The organism is Scytonema sp. PRP1, assembly GCF_036697665.2.
GTDB classification, from domain to species: domain Bacteria; phylum Cyanobacteriota; class Cyanobacteriia; order Cyanobacteriales; family Nostocaceae; genus Kalymmatonema; species Kalymmatonema gypsitolerans.
Map to the genome: position 1 here is coordinate 1 of NZ_JBAHYJ020000088.1, position 21,108 is coordinate 21,108.

Annotated in this window: 18 protein-coding genes and 1 pseudogene; 9 read left to right on the top strand and 10 right to left on the bottom strand. The window is 43.0% G+C overall.

Annotated elements, in window-relative coordinates; genetic code table 11:
* The 3 genes from V5G28_RS23050 to V5G28_RS23060 all read right to left on the bottom strand — a co-directional run.
* Positions 1-855: response regulator (locus V5G28_RS23050; RefSeq protein ID WP_332995317.1), on the bottom strand; the 855-nt coding region annotated here is incomplete at its 3' end.
* A 166-nt stretch (positions 856-1,021) separates the two neighbouring features.
* Positions 1,022-1,606: a chemotaxis protein CheB gene (locus V5G28_RS23055; protein WP_332995319.1), complete on the bottom strand. Its 585-nt coding sequence runs from the start codon at positions 1,604-1,606 to the stop codon at positions 1,022-1,024.
* A 69-nt stretch (positions 1,607-1,675) separates the two neighbouring features.
* The gene (locus V5G28_RS23060; RefSeq protein ID WP_332995429.1) at positions 1,676-2,500 is read right to left on the bottom strand and encodes a CheR family methyltransferase; all 825 of its coding nucleotides are present in this window, start codon (positions 2,498-2,500) and stop codon (positions 1,676-1,678) included.
* 186 nt (positions 2,501-2,686) lie between these two features.
* On the opposite strand from V5G28_RS23060, the gene V5G28_RS23065 reads away from it, so the two are divergent.
* Positions 2,687-3,865: a CapA family protein gene (locus V5G28_RS23065; protein WP_332995322.1), complete on the top strand. Its 1,179-nt coding sequence runs from the start codon at positions 2,687-2,689 to the stop codon at positions 3,863-3,865.
* A 220-nt stretch (positions 3,866-4,085) separates the two neighbouring features.
* Entirely contained in the window at positions 4,086-4,253 is a 168-nt protein-coding gene (locus tag V5G28_RS23070; RefSeq protein ID WP_332995324.1) for a DUF6887 family protein, read from the top strand.
* A 31-nt stretch (positions 4,254-4,284) separates the two neighbouring features.
* Here V5G28_RS23070 and V5G28_RS23075 read toward each other — a convergent pair whose 3' ends face one another.
* Together V5G28_RS23075 and larE are read right to left on the bottom strand one after the other, a co-directional pair.
* Positions 4,285-4,914 carry a Uma2 family endonuclease gene (locus V5G28_RS23075; RefSeq protein WP_332995325.1) on the bottom strand — a complete coding sequence of 210 codons (630 nt, stop codon included), beginning with the start codon at positions 4,912-4,914 and terminating at the stop codon, positions 4,285-4,287.
* 24 nt (positions 4,915-4,938) lie between these two features.
* A complete protein-coding gene (gene larE / locus V5G28_RS23080; protein ID WP_332995327.1) occupies positions 4,939-5,769 on the bottom strand; it encodes an ATP-dependent sacrificial sulfur transferase LarE in 831 nt (276 codons plus the stop codon).
* 108 nt (positions 5,770-5,877) lie between these two features.
* Here larE and V5G28_RS23085 point away from each other — a divergent pair, with 108 nt between their 5' ends.
* Positions 5,878-6,744 (top strand): branched-chain amino acid ABC transporter permease, encoded by an 867-nt coding sequence (locus V5G28_RS23085; RefSeq protein WP_332995329.1) that lies wholly within the window; start codon positions 5,878-5,880, stop codon positions 6,742-6,744.
* A 141-nt stretch (positions 6,745-6,885) separates the two neighbouring features.
* Here the strand turns inward: V5G28_RS23085 and V5G28_RS23090 are convergent, their stop codons facing one another.
* Positions 6,886-7,050 (bottom strand): photosystem I protein PsaX, encoded by a 165-nt coding sequence (locus tag V5G28_RS23090; protein ID WP_332995331.1) that lies wholly within the window; start codon positions 7,048-7,050, stop codon positions 6,886-6,888.
* A gap of 195 nt (positions 7,051-7,245) precedes the next feature.
* Entirely contained in the window at positions 7,246-8,151 is a 906-nt protein-coding gene (lipA, locus tag V5G28_RS23095) for a lipoyl synthase (RefSeq protein ID WP_332995333.1), read from the bottom strand.
* Between the two features lie 201 nt (positions 8,152-8,352).
* Between lipA and V5G28_RS23100 the strand changes: the two genes are divergently transcribed.
* A complete protein-coding gene (locus V5G28_RS23100) occupies positions 8,353-8,925 on the top strand; it encodes a response regulator (RefSeq protein ID WP_332995335.1) in 573 nt (190 codons plus the stop codon).
* 1,168 nt (positions 8,926-10,093) lie between these two features.
* A complete protein-coding gene (locus V5G28_RS23105) occupies positions 10,094-11,869 on the top strand; it encodes a sensor histidine kinase (protein WP_332995337.1) in 1,776 nt (591 codons plus the stop codon).
* A gap of 220 nt (positions 11,870-12,089) precedes the next feature.
* On the opposite strand, the gene V5G28_RS23110 is transcribed toward V5G28_RS23105, so the two are convergent.
* The 3 genes from V5G28_RS23110 to V5G28_RS23120 all read right to left on the bottom strand — a co-directional run bounded on the left by V5G28_RS23110 (position 12,090) and on the right by V5G28_RS23120 (position 15,786).
* The gene (locus tag V5G28_RS23110) at positions 12,090-13,637 is read right to left on the bottom strand and encodes an NAD(P)H-quinone oxidoreductase subunit N (protein ID WP_332995339.1); all 1,548 of its coding nucleotides are present in this window, start codon (positions 13,635-13,637) and stop codon (positions 12,090-12,092) included.
* Between the two features lie 278 nt (positions 13,638-13,915).
* Positions 13,916-14,236, bottom strand: a complete 321-nt coding sequence (locus tag V5G28_RS23115) for an RNA recognition motif domain-containing protein (RefSeq protein ID WP_332995341.1) — start codon at positions 14,234-14,236, stop codon at positions 13,916-13,918.
* Between the two features lie 1,199 nt (positions 14,237-15,435).
* The gene (locus V5G28_RS23120; RefSeq protein ID WP_332995343.1) at positions 15,436-15,786 is read right to left on the bottom strand and encodes a hypothetical protein; all 351 of its coding nucleotides are present in this window, start codon (positions 15,784-15,786) and stop codon (positions 15,436-15,438) included.
* 290 nt (positions 15,787-16,076) lie between these two features.
* On the opposite strand from V5G28_RS23120, the pseudogene topA reads away from it, so the two are divergent.
* The 4 genes and pseudogenes from topA (at position 16,077) to V5G28_RS23140 (ending at position 20,920) form a co-directional block, all read left to right on the top strand.
* Positions 16,077-18,751, top strand: a pseudogene (gene topA, locus V5G28_RS23125) (type I DNA topoisomerase).
* A gap of 499 nt (positions 18,752-19,250) precedes the next feature.
* Positions 19,251-19,388 carry a hypothetical protein gene (locus V5G28_RS23130; protein WP_332995345.1) on the top strand — a complete coding sequence of 46 codons (138 nt, stop codon included), beginning with the start codon at positions 19,251-19,253 and terminating at the stop codon, positions 19,386-19,388.
* Between the two features lie 12 nt (positions 19,389-19,400).
* Complete coding sequence (gene aroQ, locus V5G28_RS23135) at positions 19,401-19,859, top strand: type II 3-dehydroquinate dehydratase (RefSeq protein ID WP_096561403.1); 459 nt, start codon at positions 19,401-19,403, stop codon at positions 19,857-19,859.
* A 122-nt stretch (positions 19,860-19,981) separates the two neighbouring features.
* Complete coding sequence (locus V5G28_RS23140; protein WP_332995348.1) at positions 19,982-20,920, top strand: ADP-ribosylglycohydrolase family protein; 939 nt, start codon at positions 19,982-19,984, stop codon at positions 20,918-20,920.
* Positions 20,921-21,108 lie beyond the last annotated feature (188 nt).

Consider the following 21,108-nt stretch of genomic DNA (forward strand, 5'->3'; position numbering starts at 1 on the left):
TTGTCGTGCTGTTTGTTCGCGGATGAAGTTGATGTGTTCTTCTTGTGCTTGTTTGCGCTCTGTAATATCTTCTATTGTGCCTACATAACCGATGACTTCGCCTTTATCGGAAAGCATCGGAGACGAAGACATATGAACCCAACGCTCAATTCCTGTAGGCGTGAGTATACGAAACTCTCCTGTGTATTCCTGACCTTCAGCGGATACAGCATACCAATCGGCAATAACTCGTCCTCTGTCTTCTGGATGAATTGCTCGCGTCCACCCATCGCCTAAACTTTCCTCAAGCGTCATTTCACAGATTGCTTGATAGCGAGGGTTAATATACGTGCATTTGCCTAATGTATCTGTTAAAAAAATGCCGACTGGCGAGCAAGCACTTAAAGAGCGGAACATCTCTTCACGCTTCCTGAGTTCTTTATTCATTGCTGCCAGTTGTGCCGCTTGTCGCTTCACCTCGAGGGTTTTCTGGAACAGATCAACAAATGCCGCTACCTTGGATTTCAAAATTTCTGGATTAATGGGTTTGAAGAGGTAGTCTACAGCACCAATGGAATAACCTTTGAACACCATATTGTCGCTGGTGCTAAATGCTGTGAGAAAAATAATTGGCGTATGGCGCGATCGCTCTCGTTGTCGAATCAGGGTTGCTGTCTCGAACCCGTCCATATCTGGCATCTGCACATCCAGCAGAATCACAGCAAAATCCTGATTGAGCAAACATCGCAGTGCTTCTGCACCCGATGTCGCCCTGACCAAATTTTGATCTAGGCTCTCTAAAATTGCCTCTAGGGCTAACAAATTTTCTGGATGGTCATCTACCAGCAGAACGTTAACTTTCGGTTCAAATGACATTTTTATCTGTATGCTTTAGGAAATATATTAAGGCGTTTTCACGTCTTCCTATTGACTGTGACGCTTGCGGTTATTCTATTCCCACTATCTTAAGTTATAAATTTGGTCTACTATTGATAGTTAGAGTTCAAAGCTTTCTTCTATGAAGAATTCACAAAGAACTCGATCAAAAATTACAAATTTTCACTAAGAACGGGGCGATTTCTGCCAAAGGTAGAATTTTTTCAGCGACACCACGGGCGATCGCCGCTTTTGGCATTGTCGCACAAGCTGCTGTTGAAGGTTCCTCTACCACCGTTCTGCCACCGCGTGCCCTGATTTTTGCCATTCCTTTACTACCATCATGGTTAGCTCCTGTCAAGAGTACTCCAATCAATTTTTCGGCATAAGTATCGGCAGCCGTTTCAAATAGCACATCTATTGACGGTCGTGCATAAGTCACAGGAGCATCAGTAGATAAAGAAAAGCAAGGATAAGAAATGGAGTCACTTCCGGCTTCTACCATCAAATGATAATCTGCTGGAGCTAAATATATGCAACCAGGCACAATTTCTTCTTTATCTTGTGGCTCTATGACAACCAAAGGACTATACTGCTGCAACATCATTCTCAATTTATCATCAGAAGATTTGTGACGGTGTTGGACAATTGCCACAGGTACTGGGAAGTTTTTGGGCAATCCGGCGAGTAAGACTTCAAGGGCTTGTAACCCTCCTAAGGATGCACCGACAACAACCAGTTGAAATGCCATTAGGAATGAGAAATTAGAAGTAATTATAAATGATGAAATTTTATCATATTTTTTTGAGCATTCATCATTTTACCGAATTCGGCGGTAAAGCTTTTCTCCACCTTCTAACTCCTCATAGTCTTGCTCATGCGGGGTGAACTTAAGGCTTTCTTGGCGTCCCAAACCTAAGATTCCAAACTTCACATGGCTTTCATAAAAAAGATTATGAACTCTATGTTGTAAAGATTGATTAAAGTAAATTAAGACATTGCGACACAAAATAATATGAAATTCATTAAAGGAATTATCTGTGGCTAAATTATGTTGTGAGAACACCATATTTTCTTTTAAATATGAGGAAAATAAAGCATTATCGTATGCCGCTGTGTAATATTCAGAAAAAGATTTTTTACCACCCGCTTGTAAATAATTTTGAGTATAACCTTGCATCAAATTTAGTGGATAAATTCCAGTTTTAGCTTTTCGTAATACCATATCATTGATATCAGTTGCATACAATCGGGAACGGTGATACAGCCCCTCTTCGTGTAGTAGAATTGCCATAGAATAAACTTCTTCACCCGTGGAACATCCAGCGTGCCAAATGCGAATAAAAGGATAAGTCCGTAATATCGGCACGACTTTTTTTCTAAATGTTAGAAAAAAGCTGGGATCACGAAACATGGTAGTGACGTTAACCGAGAGAGCGTACAAAAATCTCTCCATATATTCAGGGTGATGGAGAACTTTTTCTTGCAGTCCAGAAATACTGGTTAAACCTTCGGCTTGAATAATGTTCCAAATTCGTCGTTTGAGTGAAGCTAAGGCATAATTTCTAAAATCAAACCCATAGTAACGATATATCCCTTCTAATAGCAATTTAATTTCAATGTCTTCGAGCTGCTCTCTAAGCATATAGATATTTATTTCATCATCGCAGTTGCCCAACCTTAACCTTTCGAGTTGCCCATCCCTTGTAACAAAGTATAGGTTTGCTGTCAAACGCAATTCCTCAAAAATTATGTTGCAAATAACTCCCAGTATACATTGACATTTAACACTTCTAGGATATACTTGCGCCATATTCTGAGGAGTGCAACTATGACAAATCAAAAGCTTGGGAGATTACTACCACTCGGTTTTATCAGTTTCTGTTTTTGCCTAGGCATTGGTATAGGATTATTCCTCCGCTTTGGGCAATTGCAGCGAACAAATGCTGCTACGACATCTACAGATCTCAACGCAGATACAGATACAGTACCAGTTCAGTTCTCCATACCAGAGAACGCGTCAAAAGACACCATCACTGTTCAAGCCGTTGGAGATGTTATTCCTGGGACAAATTACCCTAACTACAGACTTCCGAGCGATCGCAATCAGCTTATACCAAATTCGGTGAGAGCATATCTGCAAAGAGCCGATCTTCTATTTGGTAACTTTGAGAGTAGCTTAACAAAATACCCCTACAGTTCCAAAGATATCAGTCAAGGACAAGTTTTTGCGTTTCGCTCCCCACCAAGCTACGCCCAGCTTTTTGCTGATGTTGGGTTTAAGGTGATGAATATTGCGAACAACCATGCACGGGACTTTGGTATGGTAGGGTTCCAAGACACAGTAAACAATCTCAAGGGTGTTGGCATCGAAACATTAGGTCACAAAAATCAAATTCTCTTGTTACAAGTGAATAATGTTCCGGTTGCCATGATTGGGTTTGCCCCTTACGAATTTTATAATTCTATTCACGATTTAGAAACAGCCAAAGCATTGGTACAACAAGCCAAAACACAGGCAAGTATTGTGATTGTATCGATGCATGCAGGAGCTGAGGGAACAAGCGCACTGCGTGTTCAAGATAAAACTGAGTTTTTCTATGGCGAAAACCGAGGCAATTCTATCCAGTTTGCGCGAAACATGATTGATGCAGGCGCAGATTTAGTCATCGGACATGGTCCTCATGTTCCTAGAGCTCTGGAAATCTATAATGGAAAATTGATTGCTTATTCTTTGGGAAACTTTCTCGGATACCGAACTTTATCGACAGCCGCCCAAACTGGCTACTCAATGATTTTAGAGGCGAAACTAAATTCCAAGGGAGATTTGGTGTCGAGTAAAATTATCCCTGTTCACCTGAATCGTCAGGGAATTCCCCACATTGATCAGCGTTTCCGGACAGTGGGACTTTTGCGTTATTTGATTAGTAAAGATTTTCCCAACGATCAGGTGAAGATTAACAAAAAAGGTGAAATTGTATTGGCGGATGTAGTGGCAGAGAGGGAATAGAAAGGTAACGAATGAGTGACTATCTACCCGTTACAGGCGTTGCTAAATTCAGGGATAATTCTTGTGGGGTAGGCATCCTCGATGCCCAAAAAATTCAAGGGACGGGCAAGATGCCCATCCCACAATAAGGATGTAGGGTGGGCACTGCGCTCCAAGGCTTGAAAACGATGAAAGCCGTTTATGTTCAGTGCCCACCCTTAGTTATTAAGAATGGTACAAGATGTCATCTTATGTACTGGCTCATCGGGATGATGAAGAAGCCTTTGAGGTTCTGATCGCTCGCCGTAGTCCTGATTCCGAAGCAACTTGGTATAACTTTCCCTACACCGAAGAAGGACAGCGACAAATGCAGGAGGTTTTCCGACGCAAGATTAATGGAGAACTTTGAAATCTGGGTTTAGCGCGATCGCCAACCATGTCTACTGTTGTCCACGCAAAAAGTTTCTTAACCACCTAATCGCCTCACTTGTCGTCTGCTCACTTGCAATTTGCAGACATTGCCGCACAATTTGTGAAACATTAGGAAAGTAGCTACTTTCTGCAAGTACGTAGCTCTCGCCCTGCAATCTATAAACTAGTAACTGGTTATTCTTTAGCAGCCAAACCTCTGGCACTCGATAGGGTAAATAATCATTAATATCTGTATAACTAGTAACATCTATTTCAATTACCAAATCAGGTGGAGGATCGTTCTGCCAGTCGATGCGATCCTTGCCTTGAACTTTTTGCCAATTCTCAATGTAAAAGCAATAGTCAGGTTCAATGCCGCTGACTTCCGGCAAGCTCATAGTGATGGGTGTAAATGAGTCGTATACTCGGTTTAAGTGGTCAAGCAGAGTTATCACTACCGATGCAAGTAAACTTGCCTTTTTCCCATGCTCAGGTAAAGGAGCCATCAAGAAAATCTCATTATGTCGGTATTTGATGCGAGGAATAGCGCGATCGCCCAACTGTAACACCAGCCTTTGGTAGTCTTGCCAGTTTCCCAAGAGTTTCAAGACAGCGCCGGGAGGTAACTCGATTCTTTCTGGTGTAATTACAGTATTCATCTAGACCTGATCGCCTCTAGTATTTTATGCTTTAACAGCCAAAGTTTCTCGACTCAACACTTGATTTAACTTACCGCTGCGATAACCTTCTAAATCTAATGTGACGTAGAGAAAACCAAATTCTTGAAAAGCGGAAACGACTGATGGCAAATCAATCTTCAGCACAAACTCTTTGATTTGTTCTGGTGGTAATTCAATTCGCGCTGTCTCTCCTTCGGAACGCACCCGCAAATTCTGATAACCCAACTTGCGCAAGTAAATTTCTGCCCTACCGACTCGTTGCAGCTTGGCTACGGTAATCTCTTCACCGTAAGGAAAGCGTGAACTCAGACAAGGTTGCGCGGGTTTATCCCACCAAGGTAAACCGAGTTCTTTGGAAATTTGCCGGACTTCTGCTTTGGTGATTCCAACTTCTGCTAAGGGCGATCGCGCACCTCTTTCTTTTGCCGCCTGAATTCCTGGGCGATAATCATGTAAGTCATCAGCGTTGACTCCATCCACTACGTATGGATAACCCAATTTGATAGCTAAGGGTTTGAGAGTGTCGTGCAGTTCACTTTTACAAAAATAACAGCGGTTCACAGGGTTGGAGGTGTAATTGGGGTTTTCCATCTCGTGGGTTTGAATGATTTGATGAGGAATCCCAATCGTTGCTGCTTGAATGGAGGCGTCTTCCAACTCTTCTGGTAACAGTGAGGGAGAAACAGCCGTGACAGCTAAAGCGCGATCGCCCAAAATATCATAAGCAATTTTGGCTACCAATGTGCTATCCACACCACCAGAGTAGGCGATCATTGCCTGCTCCATTTCTACAAATAATGCTTTTAGTTGCTCAAGTTTTTCTGTTAGCATCATTTCCAATCTTGCCGAAACGGCATAGCACCCCATGAATTCCATTTTAGGGGGGCAATCAAGGAATTAGGGAATTTCTATGCTGTAATGACTGAAAACCAACTAAAGATTATGAATGCACAATTTGCTCAATTAATAGTTAACGGTATTGCTGTGGGGAGCATTATTGCTTTAGCAGCAGTTGGACTCACGCTTATCAATGGAATTTTACGGTTATCTAACTTTGCTCACGGTGACTTTGTGACATTGGGGGCTTATCTGACGCTGCTGGTTAATACCTTAGGTGTCAATATTTGGTTGTCTATGGTAGTGGCTGCGATTGGCACAGTAGCAGCAATGCTGTTGTCAGAAAAGTTACTGTGGTCGCGAATGCGCTCTATCCGTGCGACTTCCACCACTTTCATTATTATCTCTATCGGGCTTGCCTTATTCCTTCGCAATGGCATTATCCTGATCTGGGGCGGTAGTAACAAAACTTACAATTTACCTGTCACCCCTGCTATGGATATTTTGGGCGTGAAAGTCCCACAAAATCAATTGTTGGTTCTGTTTTTAGCAGTGTTAGCTATTGTGATATTGCACTACCTTTTGCAAAACACGAAAATTGGCAAGGCAATGCGAGCAGTTGCTGACGATTTGGATTTAGCTCGGGTTTCTGGTATCAATGTAGACAGAGTCGTCCTTTGGACTTGGGTGATTGCCGGTACTTTGACATCTTTAGGCGGCAGTATGTACGGCTTGCTGACAGCGGTTCGACCAAATATGGGCTGGTTCTTAATTTTACCTTTATTTGCCTCAGTTATTTTGGGAGGAATTGGCAACCCCTACGGTGCGATCGCAGCGGCTTTTATCATCGGTATTGCCCAGGAAGCCAGCACTCTTTTCCTGGGTTCTCAGTACAAACAAGGAGTGGCGCTGTTACTTATGATTTTGGTGCTGCTTGTTCGTCCCAAAGGTTTGTTCAGAAGCACAATTTGAGCAAAATCAGAACACAGGGATTAGGGATTAGGGATTAGAGATTAGGGAGTGGGAATTGTTAGTTGTTAAAAAGTACCACTAACCAGTCCCCAGTCCGCAATCGCCAGTCCCCAGTCCCGGATTATCCCATCAAAATGGCAATTATGGATTAATCAAATGAAAGTAAATCGCTGCCACCAGGATGTTGCCTGCTAGTAGAAGAAGGCTAATTGCGGTGCGAAAGGTATAAGGAGGCTTAGCCCCGGTTTTGGCAACATCTGTGCCAATTTTTTTGTCAGCAGGTGCGAACTTGGCTTCAGTAGTCATTGTTTTCTCTCCTATTTTAAAGACTTATTAACAAATACCAAAGAGCCGTCATATATAGCCAGATTCTTTAAGAATATTTTTGTGGATTTTGCACCACCAATCCGCAAAAATAAACAAAATGTAGTACCAAGCCGCTTTTGGGCGGGTGTAGGGTCTGATTATTTCCTACCCCTGCACCCTAAGGCATACACCCCCTTATTCCTCAACTCCTGCGTGATAGGAACTGCGAACGAGAGGACCAGAACGGACATGGCTAAATCCCATTTCCCGTGCTATACTGCCTAACTCATCGAATTCTTCTGGTGTCCAGTATTTTTGGACGGGCAAATGTTCCAAGGAAGGGCGCATATACTGACCAATTGTGATGCGATCGCACTCCACCTTGCGCAGATCCGCCATTGTCTCAATGACTTCCTCGACAGTTTCCCCATGTCCCAGCATCAAACCTGACTTGGTGGGAATGGAAGAATCGATTTCTTTGACAACTTGTAGGACAAAGAGCGAGCGATCGTACTTCGCTCCCCGGCGCACTGGTCCTTGTAAGCGCCGCACTGTCTCAATATTATGATTGTAACAAGCTGGTTTCGCCTGCACAACTTCATATATACGCTCGCGTTGACCTTGCTCTCCTGCACCCGCACCACCCCAAAAATCTGGTGTCAACACCTCAATTTGAGTTTCTGGGCTAAACTTGCGGATCGTTTCCATTGTCTTAACAAAATGACCTGCACCTTTATCTGGCAAGTCATCTCGTGCCACAGAAGTCAGAACAACATAACGCAATCCTAAAAGCTGCACGGCTTGTGCCACCTTTTGCGGTTCTTCAAGGTCAAGAGGCATAGGCGCATGACCTTTATCTACTTGACAAAAAGCGCAAGACCTAGTGCAAGTAGCGCCCATCAGTAAAAAAGTTGCTGTTTTTTGGGAGTAGCACTCCCCCCGGTTGGGACAGCGTCCTTCTTCGCAAATTGTATGAATTTGGCGCTGCTTGATAATACGTTGTACTGTAGAAAGTTCGCTCGCTTTGCCAATTGGGCGACGCAACCACCTTGGCATTGCCGTAATTTCAGACTTAAGTTGTTCCTGTTGTGAAGAAGTCATTTATCTTTCAAATCTTGCCTTAAATATCACCATGACACAAATTCAGCAGCTGAAGTTCGACACAACACATCAAATACTGTCATTTCTCCTAGAAATTACTCTCCCCCAATTAAAAGAAACATTGAGTATAGTGGGAGAATTCTTGACATTACATGGCGAAACTACCAAGTCAACCTAAAGTTTTTATTAGAGCAAACAGTCGTGGCAAGTCACAAAATTTTAGTTATCGATGACACTACAGTTGTCAGGGTAAAAGTACGAGAAATGTTGCCACCGGGCAATTTCGAGGTATTGGAAGCAAAAGATGGTCTAGAAGGATTGAATTTAATCCGTCAGGAAAAACTTAGCCTGATCATGCTGGATTTCCTACTACCTAAAATGAGTGGTTGGGAAGTTTTTCAGCAAATTCAATCCCAACCGACCCTCAGGAAAATCCCCCTGGTCATTATTTCTGGTCGTAAAGAAGAGGTGACGGAGAAAATACCAGAACCCTTTGAATATTTTGAATTTCTCGCAAAGCCTTTTGACCAAAAGCAACTTATTGACGCAATTAAGTCAGCAATGATAAAGGCTAAACAGCCGCGCCAAGAACCTACTCAACTCTTAGCAGCAGCTGCAAATACTGCAATAGTAGCTACCTCTAATGCTGGAGGAGCATCAGCTGCTGAGATTCAGGTTTTAAATGAGAAAATTGCCAAAATGCAGGCAGAAATAGATAGTTTGAAGAAACAGTTAGCTCAGGTCATCACCTTTATTAAACAGAAAATCACATAAATAGATAAGTAGAAACAAACAGAACTACCTTAACAAATCTAAAAACGCCGGAAACTCTTGCCAATAACTAATGACAATTTGAACGAGTTAACTTTATTTATCAGACCTGCTTAGTAGAAGCTGAGCGATATATACAGCAGCAATACCTGAGTTCTGAGTTCTAACTCACGAATTGCTGCTGTATTATATTTTTAGTATATCTTCATAGCTATATCTAATAAATCTAAGCCATAAAACTCTCTGTAATTTTAAATATCTTAGTTCAGATATCAGAAATTCTTTAATTTAGTAAAAGCTTACAATATACTGACTAGCCTGTATAAACAAAATACTACTTGGGACAGATGCCAATTTAGGTATCACTATCAACATAATTTTAAAGTATGGAAAAATAATACTCATAAAATATAGCAATTGAAGAAAATTTATGAAATGAATCTCCAATATTAATCTCAGCTTACTGAAGCTTTGCCCGAAAGAGCCGTCAACTATGTTATCACTTGAAAACGACCATTAACCTAGCAAAACCGAACTGTTTTGCCCTTTTTTGTTCCTCAATCGATTATAGGAAATTTTCTGGTTTGTGTAGCGAGTTATTATGCAAATAAAGATTGATAATTGAATCAGCAAAAATATAAAATCATAAATGAAAAACAATGATTTTCATAGAAAAATATAATTTTAGTAGGGAACGATACTCCTGCTAATCTAGAAATAATCTTAAAGTCATTGACCGAGACAGACTTTGAAGTTGCTACTGCTATAAATCGTGAAGCAGCTAGTTCTGACAAATACTATTGATGCTTTAAGAACAACTCAGTTATCAGAACACAGAACCGGGCATCCTTATAAATAAATGCACGGGGATTTAATTGGACGCTCTGAAGTTTGCAAAGGAGGAAAGCCTCCAAAGGGCGCTGGCTCGTCCTTGCAACTTCTCTCTTTTTCAAACCGCCTACTTGATGGAAAAAAACTTTTTCATATGTCATAAATAAATAATGGTGCAAGTTGCCTGCTATTGAATTCTGAGTTCCTAGCGGAGGAGTTGTGAGTGCTTTGTTCGGTCAAGAAAGCAAATTATTAGCTGTTCTGATGCATTTCAATAAAAAAACTAAAATTATCTGGCTTAATCACAAATTATTTCTAGATAAAAAATTGGATTGCAATAATGTTTGACTTACAGAAAATGACTTTGAGAGATATGTCAGAATGCGGTTTAGCTATTCGCTCCCTAAGCGATAAAGCTAACAGTATGGAAGATGTAGGTCGGAGAATTATTGAATATTTATATAATCATATAATTGATACAAAAAACGGTGAAAAAACCTGTGTGCTTGTCCGTTTTTTTAAAACTCATTCTTATGGGGAACTACCACTTGATTTACAAGAAAATGCTCGTTTAATATTAGGTAATATTACAGTTACTGATGATCTGAAATGCTTAACTTTATTGGCAACTGCTGGGGAAGTAGCAGAATGGAACTCGCGGCACAAATCTGTAGAACATAAGGCAATTCCCTTAAAGAGCGAAGAGGCGATCGCTCGCATTCCAATGATTTCCCAACTCATCCAGCAACTCGGGTTAAATCCTGGTACTGTCGTGCAACCAGATCCTAATTTAATCACTGATTTAGAACAGCGGATGTATAACGTTTTTTACGTCCCTGATGCTTTGGGTAGTCCTTACATTCCCTCACAAAGCTCGTTTGTGATTCCGTTTAAGGTCAAGTCTGTGGTAGGGTTTGGGGGATTATTGCCTTCAGGGAATATATTTGCCGTTCTGATGTTTTTGAAGGTTGGAATTCCTCGGGCAACTGTTGATTTATTGCGTCCACTTGCATTAAACGTTAAAATGGCAATCCTCCCCTTTGATAGTGGTAGGATTTTCAGCACTTATAGCCAATACGTTGCGACTGAGAACACAAAGACAACTCCTCAAGATCAAACCATTGGGCGTCTCAACTCGCAAATTGCCACATTAACTCAATTGTTGGATGTTTCCGAGCAATCTACAAAAACTCAATCTGACCGCCTTGAAAAAGCTATTACCCATCTTCAGAAAACTTTAGATAAGCTGCAAAAAACTCAAATTCAACTCATTCATACTGAAAAAATGTCCAGTTTGGGACAGTTAGTTGCTGGTATTGCTCATGAAATTAACAACCCGATCAACTTTATTCATGGCAATGTTTACCATGCGTTAGGCTATACGCAAGATTTGCTGAAATTAGTGCGACTCTATCAAGAATATTATCCAAATCCTCCACAAGAAATTCAAGAAGTCATTGATTCAATTGAACTCGACTTTTTGAGCCAGGACTTGAATAAAATCTTTAATTCTATGACAACAGGAACGGAGCGAATTAAGGAAATTGTTCAGTCACTGCGAACCTTCTCTCATGTTGAGCATGTAGTACAAAAAAAGGTTGATATTCACACAGCTATAGATAGTACCTTAATGATTTTGGAACATCGGTTGCAAGCAACGGACAAGTATCCAGAAATCAAAGTTATTAAAGAATATGGTCAACTTCCTTTACTTGATTGCTATTTTGGTCAACTTAACCAAGTGTTTATGAATATCATTGCCAATGCCATTGATGCGCTGCAAGAAGGAATAGCGAATAACAATAACCGATTTCCAATCCCTACGATTCACATTCGCACTCAGGTACTCAATGACAAATGGGTAATTATTAGTATTGCTGATAATGGTCCTGGAATAAATGGGGAAGTCTGCTCAAAATTATTTGACCCCTTTTTTACCACCAAACCTGTGGGTAAAGGCATTGGAATAGGGCTATCAATAAGTCATCAAATTATAGTTGAAAAACATGGGGGAGAGCTTAGCTGTCACTCCATTGCAGGACAAGGCGCAGAATTTATCATTAAAATTCCTTTAAGAAGAACGCAGAACGCAGAACACAGTTGGGTATCCCCATAAGGGAGTAGCAAAAAATAAATTATCCATTCTGTAGGGGGGCTGACGGCGCATGACAGTTGAGGTTTTACATAGAGGACTAAAGTATTAATCCCTAATCCCCAATCCCTTTTATTATTCTGACTACTGAGTCCCTAGTCTATGGTCTTTTTTCGGTCAATCCTAATACTGAATAATTGGGCTGGTAGTTGCGCTTGTGCGCAGCTACCAACACATAACTAACTTACTCGTTGTTCATTGCACTCACTTGAGTGGTCACAACCGTTGTTGGTTGCAAAATTGAGGTATGAGCGATGGAATTGTTAGCCAGTGTAAATAACGGATTTGACAAAATCCCAGCGATGGAAGTGGCGATTAATGTCGCTACTAACCCCACCTGCAAAGGTCTATACCCAGGCAAATTCCAACGCACTTCTGGATAATTCTTCACCACGTCGGACATTTCATGAGGTTCTTTAACCACCATCATCCTAACCACACGGATGTAGTAGTAGATCGAGACGACCGTGGTTACTAACCCCAGCAAAACTAACCCGTATTCTCCAGCCTGCCAACCAGCCCAGAACAAGTAAATTTTACCGAAGAATCCAGCAAGTGGCGGAATACCGCCTAAGGACAGCAGGGAAATGCTTAAACCCAGTGTCAGAAGCGGGTCTTTCTGGTACAAACCAGAGTATTCCACAATCTGGTCAGTTCCTGTGCGCAGGGAGAACAGAATCACGCAGGTAAAGCCGCACAGGTTCATGAACAGGTAGACCAGCAGGTAGAAGACCATGCTGGCATATCCTGCTTGTGTCCCAGCAACTAAGCCAATCATCACGAACCCGGCTTGACCGATGGAAGAATAAGCCAGCATCCGTTTCATGCTGGTTTGAGCAAGGGCGACTACGTTACCCAGCACCATACTCAGGACAGCGAGGGCGGTGAAGACAAACTTCCATTCGTCAGCAACCAAGGGGAAGGCTGTTGTCAGCAAGCGAATGGCTAAGGCAAATCCAGCTGCTTTGGAACCGACTGATAAAAAGGCAATCACGGGAGTGGGTGCGCCTTCATAAACGTCTGGTGTCCACTGGTGGAATGGTGCAGCGGAGATTTTGAAGCCAATACCTGCAACCACAAAAACGAGAGCAATGACCAAACCTAGAGATTGACCAAAACCAGATATGGCAATTCCATTGGCGATCGCACTCAGTTCAGTCTCTCCACCCGATAAACCGTACAGCAGCGAAGCTCCATACAAAAACACTGCTGTACTCGAAGCGCCAATCAACAGGTATTTCAGCGCCGCTTCGTTAGAGCGGGGGTCACGCTTGGTGTAACCTGTGAGCAAATAAGAGGAAATACTCAGGGTTTCTAGAGAGATGAAAATCATCACCAACTCACCAGCCCCTGATAGAAACATTCCTCCCAGGGTCGCACTTAGCAAAATCGCTATGAATTCCGCTAAAGCGGTACCACTTTGTTCGACGTAGCGAATCGACATCAAAATGGTGACAATGGCAGATAAGGCAACAATACCGCGAAAGACGATACTCAGGTCATCACCATTAAAGGCACCACCAAAGGAGATGGGGTTTGTATTATCCCATTCAAAGTACAGGGCGACGATAGAAGCGAATAAACCTGCAATTGCTAGATATCCAATCCAGCGCGAGGATGTCCGCCCTAAAATCAAATCAACAATTAAAACCCCCAAGAGGGTGACAATCACAATCCCCTCAGGCACAATCGTTCCAGCATTCAACTGGGATGCAAGATTAGCAAAATCCATGAGCTGTATAGGTTCTGGCTATCACACATTCAGGTCTAACTGTGTTCATTCTATTGTCTTTTACCCGCTGCGATTTAAAAGCCAAAATAAAACTCGCTAAAAGTTGTTCTCATACAATTAAGCAGATCGGTTACTACCGATCTGCTTGCATACAATACTCCAGAAACAGTTCTTTGATGAACTGCTATTTCTGTAGCATATTAAGTTTCGTGCCTGCAAATGCTTCTTGTGCCTTTTGGCAATAGCTCTGAAGCTTGATGGATCAATAACTTCAAGCCTTAATAGCGTCTACTAGAATATCCACCTGCGTTGCTTCTGCCGCCCCAGTTACCGCTGCCAGAGCGACTACTTTTTTCCTCCCGTGGTCTTGCCTTATTGACTTTCATAACACGACCCATCCACTCAGCACCGTCTAGAGCATTAATGGCAGCATTTTCTGCGGCTTCTGATTCCATTTCTACGAAACCAAAACCACGCGCACGTCCTGTTTCCCGGTCTGTGGGTAGTTGAACTCGCGTTACAGTACCATACTCAGAAAATACTTTGGTGAGGTCGTCCTGTGTGACGCTGTAGGACAGGTTACCTACGTAAATTGACATGAAACTCTCCAGAATCCTATATACAAGAGACATCTATCCGGAGAGCCGCTTGCAGTTATTGATAATAACAAGGTCAGAATCGCCGAATTTTCTTCTCCAGATTTATCCTAACACAACTTTTCTTAAAGAAAGGTTAAATCTGTCCTTAGGACTTGATTTTTCTAAAATGTATCACTAATTACTATATTTTCTCACCCATCTGTGCTCTTATTAAATATTTCTTAGGGTAGATGACTTTTCTAAATTATTGTAATAAAAACTATCAAGTTGAGCTTACTCCGATATAGCAAGGATAGGGAAACCAGTATTAACTTATTTTAAATTTGAAAATAAAATAAAGAAAATAAGGTTGGTACATACAATTTTCAAAGAGCAATTCCCCAATTCAGCCAAGCAATTACCTTCAGCGGGTGATTTCATATTAGGTGGAATACACAAGACGTAAATATATGCCGCGCCCTTACAAGTCATTTTTAATCAGGAAATAGGCTCAACACCGACATTAGACTCTATTTTTTATAGAGTGCATGACTGTCGGAAATCTAAAATGAAGTGTAAGCCTTTTGCAGATAGCAGTGCATAGCGGTGAAGATAGTTAGCTGATTTCTACTGTTAACAAATAAAATGCGCGTAACGCAGCCGAGAAACAGCCTCTTATTTTTGAAAACTATTTGTGTTTTGTATTTTTCTCTCTCTTGGCGTATTTTTTGAACAACTTAACAAAAGAAACGGCTTTCCTCCCTACCCTAGGAGGGATGAGGAGGGAAGCCGCCAGCCATTTCTTGAGGGATGGGGCATCGAGCATGGGTATTGCTCGCGTTTGAGTCTGCAACATAGCGTCAACCTTGCGGCTCGTATTCGCGCTCTCATTCGTACTATCCACCTAGCCTAAAAACTAGAAATGCAGTTATGCTCTTGGTGAGCAAGCTTTGTTTATGGTCAACAACCCAGGTCTAAAGACACGCTTGCTTAAGCGCCTAAAGTCTAAAGACGATAGTTGACCCGACTAAGTACCGAAGTGTACTACGTTATCAGCAAGTGTTAAAGTTCCTACCTACGGATGCGCAGCCAGTCTGTAGCTCTAGAAATCAGAGATTAAACAAGTTTATTGGGTTAAGCTAGTGTCTTTGATAAGTGCCGACTGATAACTTTGTCCAGGCTAACTAAACCCCTATTGGGAGGCTCTACCGAGCAAAACATTACGCGTACAGGTGAGTCCAGTCAGTCATCGGCGGGTTTCCCACGCCCAGGGAACTGGCTCTCCCGTTGGGGTGAACAAGTTGAGATGGTAATTGTCCCATCGAAAGTACATTACAAAAGTACACCGATTCAAGTAACCCCAAGGCGGTAATGGAATAAAGCGAAGGTGCATGAGTCGTGTTTCCTAGGAAGGTCTGTTCGCGCAGCGTGCCGCAGGCATAGACGCGCTCGTTTCCACACATCCCATGAATTTTTATGAAACTGTGTAACGATGCAAGCAGGTGGGAACCCAGGGAAGACAAGGGAACTTCCTCGTGTCCTGTTGCTCCCAAGAACACAAACCGTAACAATCAGCGAGACTGAAATCACACAAAAAATTTCTGTATTCACCTTGAGGGGGATGAGTGAAAACTGTAGTCGTCAATTATGCCCTAGATAAGTTAAAGATTGAAATAACTAGAAATTCACAACAAGCTGCTGCTACCTTTCCCTCTGGGAGGGACTTGCGCCATTGTGGGCGGTTTGTGTCAGGATGAAATCACATGTTCCCTAGCGTGGAGGTTTTAGCTTGACCGATGCGCTTTTAATGATTTCAATTGAGTGTTTAGCTTAGCAGCTATTCTTTTTTTTTGAAATTTCCATGTCAACTCTCGTCATCGTCGAATCTCCGACCAAAGCTCGTACCATTCGCAACTACCTGCCACAAGGCTTTCGGGTGGAAGCGTCAATGGGTCATGTGCGTGACCTTCCCCAGTCTGCTAGTGAAATTCCCGCGACTGTCAAGGGAGAGAAATGGGCGCAGCTGGGGGTAAATGTAGAGGCCGACTTTGAACCGCTATATGTCGTCCCTAAAGATAAAAAGAAAATTGTCACTCAGCTTAAAGACGCCCTTAAAGAAGCAGATGAACTGATCCTGGCAACGGACGAAGACCGGGAAGGTGAAAGCATCAGTTGGCATTTATACCAGTTGCTCAAGCCAAAAGTTCCGACAAAGCGGATGGTGTTTCATGAAATTACCTCTGACGCCATCAAAAAAGCTTTGAATAACTGCCGCAACATCGATGAACAGTTAGTTCGTGCCCAAGAAACGCGGCGGATTTTGGATAGACTTGTGGGCTACACCCTGTCTCCTTTGCTGTGGAAAAAAATCGCCTGGGGATTATCTGCTGGGCGCGTGCAGTCGGTTGCTGTGCGGGTCTTAGTCATCCGGGAACGTCAACGTCGTGCTTTCCGCCAAGGTTCATACTGGGATTTGAAAGCAACGTTGACCCCCCTGATTCTCCTAAGCAGTCATTTGCTTCTCAACTGGTCACACTGGGAGGCACAAGGATAGCAAATGGTGGTGATTTTGACGCCGCTACAGGGCAAATTGCCAGCGATCGCAATGTCGTCCTGCTCAATCAGGAGCAAGCAGAAGCGCTTAAGGAACGCCTAACCGGGAAAACCTGGAAAGTCAGCGACCTAGAAGAACGCCCTGTCACACGCAAACCCGCACCACCTTTTACCACCTCAACCCTGCAACAGGAATCTAACCGTAAATTGCGCCTTTCGGCACGGGACACGATGCGAATTGCCCAGAATTTGTATGAACAAGGGTACATTACCTATATGCGTACAGATTCGGTGCATTTGTCTGATCAGGCGATCACTGCCGCCCGTGACTGTGTAGAAAAACTTTACGGCAAAAATTACCTTAGCCCCCAACCAAGGCAATACACCACCAAATCCAAAGGCGCACAAGAAGCACACGAGGCAATTCGCCCAGCAGGTAGCACCTTCCGCACTCCCCAAGAAACTGGTTTAGGCGGTCGGGAACTACAACTGTACGACCTGATTTGGAAGCGTACCGTCGCCAGCCAAATGGCAGACTCTCGCCAAACTCAAATCACCATGCAGTTGCAAGTGGAAGATGCTGGTTTTCGCTCTTCTGGCAAACGAATTGACTTTCCAGGGTACTTACGCGCCTATGTGGAAGGTTCCGACGACCCAGAGGCGGCGCTGGAAGACCAGGAAGTCATCTTGCCTAACTTAAAAGTGGGCGATAGTCCCAACTGTTCCAACCTAGAAGCAGTAGGACACGAAACCCAACCCCCGGCAAGATACACCGAAGCAACTTTGGTGAAAACCTTAGAAAGCGAAGGCATTGGACGTCCCAGCACCTACGCCAGCATCATTGGCACGATTATTGACAAGGGTTACGCCCAATTGACGAATAACGCCCTTGTGCCCACCTTCACTGCCTTTGCCGTCACGGAACTCTTGGAAAAACACTTCCCCGACGTGGTTGATCCCAGTTTTACCTCCAAAATGGAGCAAACGCTGGATGACATTTCCACAGGTGAAGCTAAGTGGCTACCCTACCTGAAGGAATTCTATCTGGGAGACAAAGGTCTAGAAACCCTAGTCAAGGAACAGGAAAACCAAATTGATGCCAATGTTGCCCGGACAGTGGAACTGGAAAACCTAGATGCCAAAGTCCGTATTGGTAAATATGGTGCTTATTTGGAAAAAGAGAATGGTGACGGTGTTGTCACCGCCTCGATTCCCAAAGACCTGACTCCTGCTGACCTTGATCCCCAAAAGGTAGAAACGCTGCTGCGGCAAAAAACCGAAGGTCCGGAACAGGTCGGTCGTCATCCTGAAACTGGCGAACCGATTTATGTGCTTATTGGTCCTTACGGTCCTTATGTCCAGTTGGGTGACAAAACCGAGGAAAACCCTAAACCCAAACAAGCTTCCTTACCTAAAGGTGTAACGCCAGAAAACGTCACCCTTGAGCAAGCTGTTGGTCTTTTGTCACTACCCCGAAAACTAGGGGTTCATCCAACCACAGGTGCTGAAATCCAAGCGAATTTGGGACGCTTTGGACCTTACGTTGTTCATAACCTAAGTGGTGAAAAAGACTACCGTTCTCTGAAAGCCACTGATAATGTATTGACAATTTCTTTAGAACGTGCATTGGAATTGTTGTCTGAACCGAAAAAGGGACGCAGTACCAGCAGCAAGTCTAAGGCGGCTGTACGAGAATTAGGTCCTCACCCCGAAGACGGCGAACCAGTCAATATTTACAATGGTCCCTACGGACCTTACATTAAGCACGGCAAAACGAATGCCAGAATGCCAGAAGGAGTATCTGTGGAAGATATGACCCTTGCTTCAGCGCTAGAGTCGCTGGCATCCAAAGCATCAACAGCAAAATCTACTCGCAAAACAACGAGTAAATCAACGAGTAAATCAACGAGTTCTAACTCTAAATCAACGACCAAGTCGTCAAGCACCACTGGCAAAAAAAAAATGACAAAAAAGGCTAGTTAAGCCGAAAAGTCCACAGTCAATAGTCTATGACCATCTAATCTTGACTATTAACTTTGGGCTTTTGATGCAAAAACGCTTCCAGCAATTGAAGCAGAAAGCCCAAGCCTGATATACCAGGCTTTGGATAAGATGATGAGTCACTGCACGCTCAAAGTGCCGTGGCTCTTTGCTAAAATCAGATAAGCTCTAAAGCGGATATGTAAAAAGCCAAAAGGTATAGTCGCCAGTTGAGAGCGAGAACGTAGGGGCATTTCTCAGCCCAAGAATGCCAGCGCCTAAAAGACAGTGCGAGTGTCAAACCCATCAAAAACCCTCATTGGTAAGATGCAGTCTCATAGGTGGTGATGTGATACTTAAAATGTAGGAGAGATAACACCGAATTTTTAAAATTCAAGAAGTGTAAACCATCCTATTTTTAAACCAAAGGTGCAAAAATACTTTGGTTTGTCCGTAAATGATAATAAACATCTTTGGAACTATTTCAGGAGCGGTCAGTTCAATGGACTATATAGAAAAGGTGCTAGAAAAGCTTAAGGACTTGGCACGCAAGCTAATAGAAGCCCTTTTGGGACCAGACGCTGAACAGGAGCCGGAACTTATTCCGATTCCTGTAGATGATCGTTCACGCCGTCGTTAAGAAGCATTGATTGTGCTGGAGTTGACGTTGCAACCCAACCGCGTTCTGGTGCTGCATGGACCAAACCTGAATTTGCTAGGACTGCGAGAACCAGGAATATATGGATCGCTGACATTGGCTGAAATTAATCGCGCCTTAGAGGAAGAAGCAAAAAAACTACAGGCGAAGGTGTTCCCATTTCAGTCAAATCATGAAGGGGTTCTGGTAGATGCTATTCATGAAGCAGTAGGGCAACATGAAGGAATTTTAATCAATCCAGGGGCATACACTCACACGAGTGTAGCGTTACGAGATGCGATCGCTGCTGTTAACTTGCCTACAGTAGAAGTGCATTTGAGTAACATTCACAAACGGGAAGAGTTCCGCCATCATTCGTATATAGCCCCAGTCGCAATTGGGCAGATCAGTGGTTTTGGGGCACAAAGTTATTTACTAGGCTTGCAGGCGTTGGTGCATCATTTACGGAAGTAATGAGTGATGAATGATGAATTATGAATGCAAATAAGGTGAGTCCAATGGTGTTGGCGGGAGCCTATCCGAAGGAGATACCCGAAGGGTCATAATTGATCATTCACAATTCATTATTATGCAATATGCGCTACTCTCTTGGAAGTCGGTTTAAAGGCACAATACTCGGGGCAGTTCTTGGAGAAAACACAGCTTCTAGTCGTAGAAATCAGTTACAGGGTGCAGGGACGTTGAAAATCACATCTTTGCACTGGAGTGATATGGCGATTGAGTGTGCTTCAAGTTTGATTTCTTTGGGTAGATTTGACCAACAAGATTGGCAAAAAGCAAAGCAACAAGAATTGACGAACTTAGAAGATAGCTATGGGGCTATTCTTGCCACATTGCCTGTGGCGCTATTTTTTCACGAAAATCCGATTAAACTACGACACAACTTACTGCTGGCGGCTGAAATTTGGCAGAACCAGCCGATTGTGCGGGATGGAATACTCGCAGTAGGCTATGCGATCGCTCAATCGCTGACGGAAAAGGTCACGTCCATTAGCCTCATTTCTCAGACTATCTCCTTTGTTGGAGAAACATCGACAGACTTGCCACAACAATTATTAAAAGTTAATAATTTGTTAGAAGATGGTGCAGGGTTAGAAAGGGTACAAGCCGAATTCAGTAAGGAAGAAAAGTTAAGCCACTCTATTGCTGTGGCTTTTTACTGTTTTCTGAGTACCATAGAAGACTTTCGGCTTTCAGTTTTGCGCTCTCTTCAGAATAGTCATCCTTCACAAGGAATAAGTGCAATTACTGGTGCTTTATCAGGAGCATACAATAGTGTAGTAGGTATTCCCATCACTTGGCAGGTTATGCTTGTACAAGCAAACTCAACAGAAGGTCAAGTAAGCTCATCTCGTCGGATGGTAGAATTAGCTGAAGCACTTGTAGCTGTGTGGTCAGGAGTGTATGACCTGGCTTTGCATCCAGTGATGGTCACTGAAGAAGGAAGTGCGATTGCACCACATCTTGTGTCCTTACAAGCAACAGCAGCTCCTCGCGTCATTAAGTCACGCTAATAGTCTTTAGAGTAAACATTGGCGCTTGTGCAAAACATGACAGACTACAAAACCATTCTGCTCTATTTAAGTAAATTTTAATACTAGTATGCAAAAGGAAACCTGAAATCAAATGTAGGTAGCTATTGTGGCAAATTCGCTTCAAGTATATTCCCGCTTTGGATTGTCTTGTTTTAAGCTATCAGAGT